Source organism: Pseudoalteromonas sp. (assembly GCF_041613455.1).
Classification (GTDB): domain Bacteria; phylum Pseudomonadota; class Gammaproteobacteria; order Enterobacterales; family Alteromonadaceae; genus Pseudoalteromonas.
On the sequence record NZ_JBFJHD010000241.1, the window covers coordinates 1 to 4,253 of the forward strand.

The window sequence follows — 4,253 nt, forward strand, 5'->3', positions numbered from 1 at the left end:
AATACCTATCCCGATACCGATGATTTGCCCCTGTGCAGCAGGTGGCTGCACCTGCATGTGTTGCTTAAATCGCGTAAGTTGCGGGCTACTCTCGTTAGCAAGCAAAGTTAAATGCGGTTGAAAATTTTGCAATACATTGGGACTGCCGTAACGTTTAAATGCCAGCACTTTATTTGGGTAGCTTTTTGCCCAGTTTGGCAAGGCCGCGCTTTTATCACGCAGTGGCGACAACGCCAGCACCACTTCATCGGCCAGTTTTTGTAGTGCTGCAGAGTGCGCTACATTAATAAACGCCCAATTACCTTTTGATACAGTAAAGCCCTCTGCGGTAATAGCAAAGGCTTGCTGTTGCTGGGCTATCTTTGCCACTATGCGCTTTATTGCCGCTTCACTGCCACGCTCATATTCGGTTAAATACAAGGTCACATGCACGGGTTTACCTTGAGCGTAAAAGCTCGTTAAACCTTGAAGTTTTAGTGCGTCACTGGTGCGCTGCATTAAGTCAATAATAGGCTGCGAAGGAATGGCAAACACATTAATGCTAACGCTGTTAGCGATCGCCCAAGGGGATGTGCCAAGCAGCATCACGAAGGCGATACAGGTAAATAGTCGCGGTTTTATCTTTAAGGTATTTAACATTACATCGTCAGTGTGATGATTGATTACAGCTATGGTAAGGGTTCTCGGGGGCGCAGTAAATAACATCGCAGGCAATAACTACCAACTTAAGCGCCGCACTTTTTACTTTCTAGGCAAAAGTCCGTACAATCCACCTCGATTTTGGCGTGCGTTAGTTGCACCTTTACCCTAACAATTAATGAATGACTTATGCACCAAATAGCCGATTTAATTTCTATTTTTGCAGCTACTTTTTACCAAGATTACAATACTCAATTGGTAAAGGGGGATGACGAGCCGGTTTATATCCCCGCGAATGATAAAACACCGTTTCATCAAATTGTGTTTGCCCATGGCTTTTACGCCAGTGCCTTACATGAAATAGCGCATTGGCTGGTGGCGGGCGAAAAACGCCGTTTACTGGAAGATTATGGATATTGGTATTGCCCCGATGGGCGCGATCAAACCCAGCAAGCTGAATTTGAAACTGTTGAAGTAAAACCCCAAGCCATAGAGTGGTTATTAAGCACCGCGGCTGGGTTTGATTTTAATGTGTCGGTAGATAACTTAAATGGTGAGCAAAGTTGTCGCTTTGCGTTTCAACAGCGCGTGCATCAACAGCTGTTATGCTTGCTTGATAAAGGTGTTAATACTCGAACCGCAGCGCTATTAAAGGCATTGAGTGATTTTTATAAAACGCCTTGGCCGCTAACGAAAGCGCAATTTAATTGGCAACACCCACAGGAGCTTTGCAATGGTGTTTAAATTAGGTTTAATTATCAATCCGCTTGCGGGTTTAGGTGGCAGTGTGGCGTTAAAAGGCAGTGACGGCGCGGCTACCGCAGAAAAAGCATTGCAATTAGGCGCTGAGCCCAAAGCAAATAGCCGTACCAAAGCGGCGCTTGAAGTGTTATTACCGTATAAAGAGCAACTCATTATTTATACCGTTAATAATGACATGGGTGAGCACTGCGCCAAGTCGCTCGGTTTTAACGTTGAGGTGGTGCATACCACCGCAGCGATAACCACCGCCGAGGATACCGAAAATGCCGTAATAGCACTGAAACAGATAGGTGTAGATTTAGTGTTATTTGCCGGCGGTGACGGTACCGCTCGTAATATTTGCCATGCGGTTGAAGATACAGTACCGGTGTTAGGTGTTCCCGCGGGCTGTAAAATTCATTCGGGGGTTTATGCTATTACGCCTAAAGCGGCGGGTCGCGTGGTTGAAATGCTGGTGAATGGCGAACTGGTTACCCTAAGTGATGCCGATGTGATGGACATAGACGAAGACGCATTTAGGCAAGGCACCGTTAAGGCCAAGCGCTTTGGTGAAATGCAAGTACCTAGCGAAGTGCGTTATATGCAGGCAGTGAAAAGTGGCGGTAAAGAAAGCGACGAGCTGGTATTGACCGATATTGCCGCTTACGTGGTGAGCGAAATGGACGAAGACACACTGTACGTTATGGGCAGTGGCTCAACCGTTGCAGCGGTGATGGAAGAAATGGGGCTAGATAATACCTTGCTGGGGGTTGATTTAGTGAAAGATCAAAGCCTAATAGCCCAAGATTTAACCGCCGCGCAGTTACTTGAGCACACCCAAGGGCAGAGCACTAAATTGGTGATCACCTTAATTGGTGGTCAAGGGCATATTTTTGGCCGCGGTAATCAACAGCTCAGCCCCGCGCTTATTCGCACCATAGGCAAAGAAAATATAATTGTGGTGGCAACAAAAACAAAATTACAGGCTTTAAATGGCCGTCCGCTTATTTGCGACACCGGCGATAGCGCCTTAGATGATGAATTAAGTGGGTATATAAAAGTAACCTGCGGATTTAACGACCATATTATGTATGCAGTGGGGCATCAAAGCCTTGAAGGCAGCACGACCTTACAACATCAGGAGAAGTAAAAAATGAGTTTAGTGAACTATATTGATGCAGCCCAGCATTATTTTGATGACTTAGTAGTTAAAGCAACCGACGATGAGTTATTTGCCGGTGGCTACTTACGCGGTCACTTTGACTTAGCAGTGGGCTATGCACAAGTAGAGCAGTTATCGATTAGTTGCGACGAACTTAACGACACCGTAGAGCAAAGCTTAGTAAAAGCGTACCACAACGGCGAGCTAAACGAAGACGATAAAGCCCTGGTTGTTAGGCTCTGGGAAGAAGTCAAAGCACTGGCTTAAAATAGCGTAAAGTTACGCATATAAAACATAAAATACCGTTAAAAGCGCGACACAACGCAAAGTTTGTCGCGCTTTTTTATGATTAAAACTTAAAGTAGCTAAAAGCTCAATTTACTGTGAGCTAAAGATAGGATATTGTTACTAAAATATAATTTAGAGAGCATAAAATAATGAATAATAACGAAAGCGCATTACCCACTGGGGTGATCGCACGATTTTTAAATTTTGTAGAGCGAGTAGGGAATAAATTACCCGATCCGGCAATTATATTTTTATTCGCGATGCTATTAATTTGGGGATTGTCGTGGTGGTTTTCAGGCGTTAGCTTTGATGCTATCGATCCTCGTACCGGCGAAGCCATTATTATTAACAATATGTTGGCAAGTGACTCCCTCGCCACGTTCTTATCCTCTATGGTAAAAACCTTTACCGGTTTTGCGCCTTTAGGCGTGGTATTAGTGGCTATGCTGGGTGTGGGTGTTGCTGAGCACTCGGGGTTTATTAACACCGGCCTTAAGTTAATGCTTAAAGTGACCCCTAAAAAACTATTAACGCCGTCGATTATTTTAGTGGCAATAGTCAGCCACACCGCGACCGATGCAGGCTATGTATTAGTTATTCCGCTTGCTGGGGTAATCTTTTTTGCTGCAGGGCGTCATCCGCTTGCCGGCATTGCAGCCGCCTTTGCCGGAGTCAGTGGTGGCTTTGGTGCTAATTTTATTCCCTCAGGAATTGACCCGTTACTGCAAAGTTTTACCCAAAGTGCGGCACAAATCATTAATCCAACTATGAGCATTAACCCACTGAATAACTGGGCATTTGCTTCTGCATCGAGTTTATTTATTGTGATGTTAGGCTGGTACATTACCGATAAAATTATTGAACCACGGCTGAAAAATACCGCCGTTGATGGTGATAAAGAAAATTTACCAGTATTTGAAGATGCCCGCAGCGACGAAAAACGCGCGTTTTTAATTGCCAGCTCGGTAATGATTGCAGGTCTGGCGTTACTTGCCTATGTGTCGGCTGATAGTGACTCGGCGATGCGCAGCAGTGACGGCTCGTTAACGAACTTTAGCTCGCCCTTAATGCAGTCGATTGTACCGCTAATATTCTTACTGTTTTGGATCCCAGGCGCCGTGTATGGTTTTACCGTAGGCACCTTTAAAAGTTCTAAAGACATGATAGATGCGATGAGCAAAGCGATGAGCGGCATGGCGTATTATATTGTAATGGCATTTTTCTGTTCGTTATTTATTGCCGCGTTTAGTAAATCAAACCTTGGGGCATTACTGGCAATCGAAGGGGCGCAGTTATTAAAAGCGATGGCGTTGCCAAGCTCAGTGACGGTAGTAGGTATTATCTTTTTAACCGGCTTTGTTAACTTGTTTGTTGGCTCAAGCTCAGCTAAGTGGGCGCTGTTAGGTCCAGTGTTTGTGCCTAT

Annotated in this window: 5 protein-coding genes; 4 read left to right on the forward strand and 1 reads right to left on the reverse strand. The window is 45.0% G+C overall.

All coding sequences use genetic code 11. From position 1 onward, the window contains the following. Positions 1–639, reverse strand: a 639-nt coding sequence (locus ABYB02_RS15145; protein ID WP_372763238.1) for a 2'-5' RNA ligase family protein, incomplete at its 3' end; no start/stop codon positions are given. A 189-nt stretch (positions 640–828) separates the two neighbouring features. On the opposite strand from ABYB02_RS15145, the gene ABYB02_RS15150 reads away from it, so the two are divergent. The 4 genes from ABYB02_RS15150 to ABYB02_RS15165 all read left to right on the forward strand — a co-directional run. Then, a complete protein-coding gene (locus ABYB02_RS15150) occupies positions 829–1,383 on the forward strand; it encodes an elongation factor P hydroxylase (protein WP_372763239.1) in 555 nt (184 codons plus the stop codon). Beyond that, positions 1,373–2,530, forward strand: a complete 1,158-nt coding sequence (locus ABYB02_RS15155; RefSeq protein ID WP_372763240.1) for an ATP-NAD kinase family protein — start codon at positions 1,373–1,375, stop codon at positions 2,528–2,530. Before ABYB02_RS15150 ends, ABYB02_RS15155 begins: the two co-directional genes overlap by 11 nt. Before the next feature lie 3 nt (positions 2,531–2,533). After that, positions 2,534–2,809, forward strand: coding sequence for a YfcL family protein (locus ABYB02_RS15160; protein WP_372763241.1), 276 nt, complete (start codon positions 2,534–2,536; stop codon positions 2,807–2,809). Positions 2,810–2,979: 170 nt separating this feature from the next. After that, a partial coding sequence (locus tag ABYB02_RS15165; RefSeq protein ID WP_372763242.1) for an AbgT family transporter occupies positions 2,980–4,253 on the forward strand: 1,274 nt, incomplete at its 3' end.

Coding starts and splice junctions, on each gene's coding strand:
- ABYB02_RS15155 (WP_372763240.1), top strand. CDS start 1,373: ATGGTGTTTAAATTAGGTTTAATTATCAATCCGCTTGCGGGTTTAGGT.
- ABYB02_RS15160 (WP_372763241.1), top strand. CDS start 2,534: ATGAGTTTAGTGAACTATATTGATGCAGCCCAGCATTATTTTGATGAC.
- ABYB02_RS15150 (WP_372763239.1), top strand. CDS start 829: ATGCACCAAATAGCCGATTTAATTTCTATTTTTGCAGCTACTTTTTAC.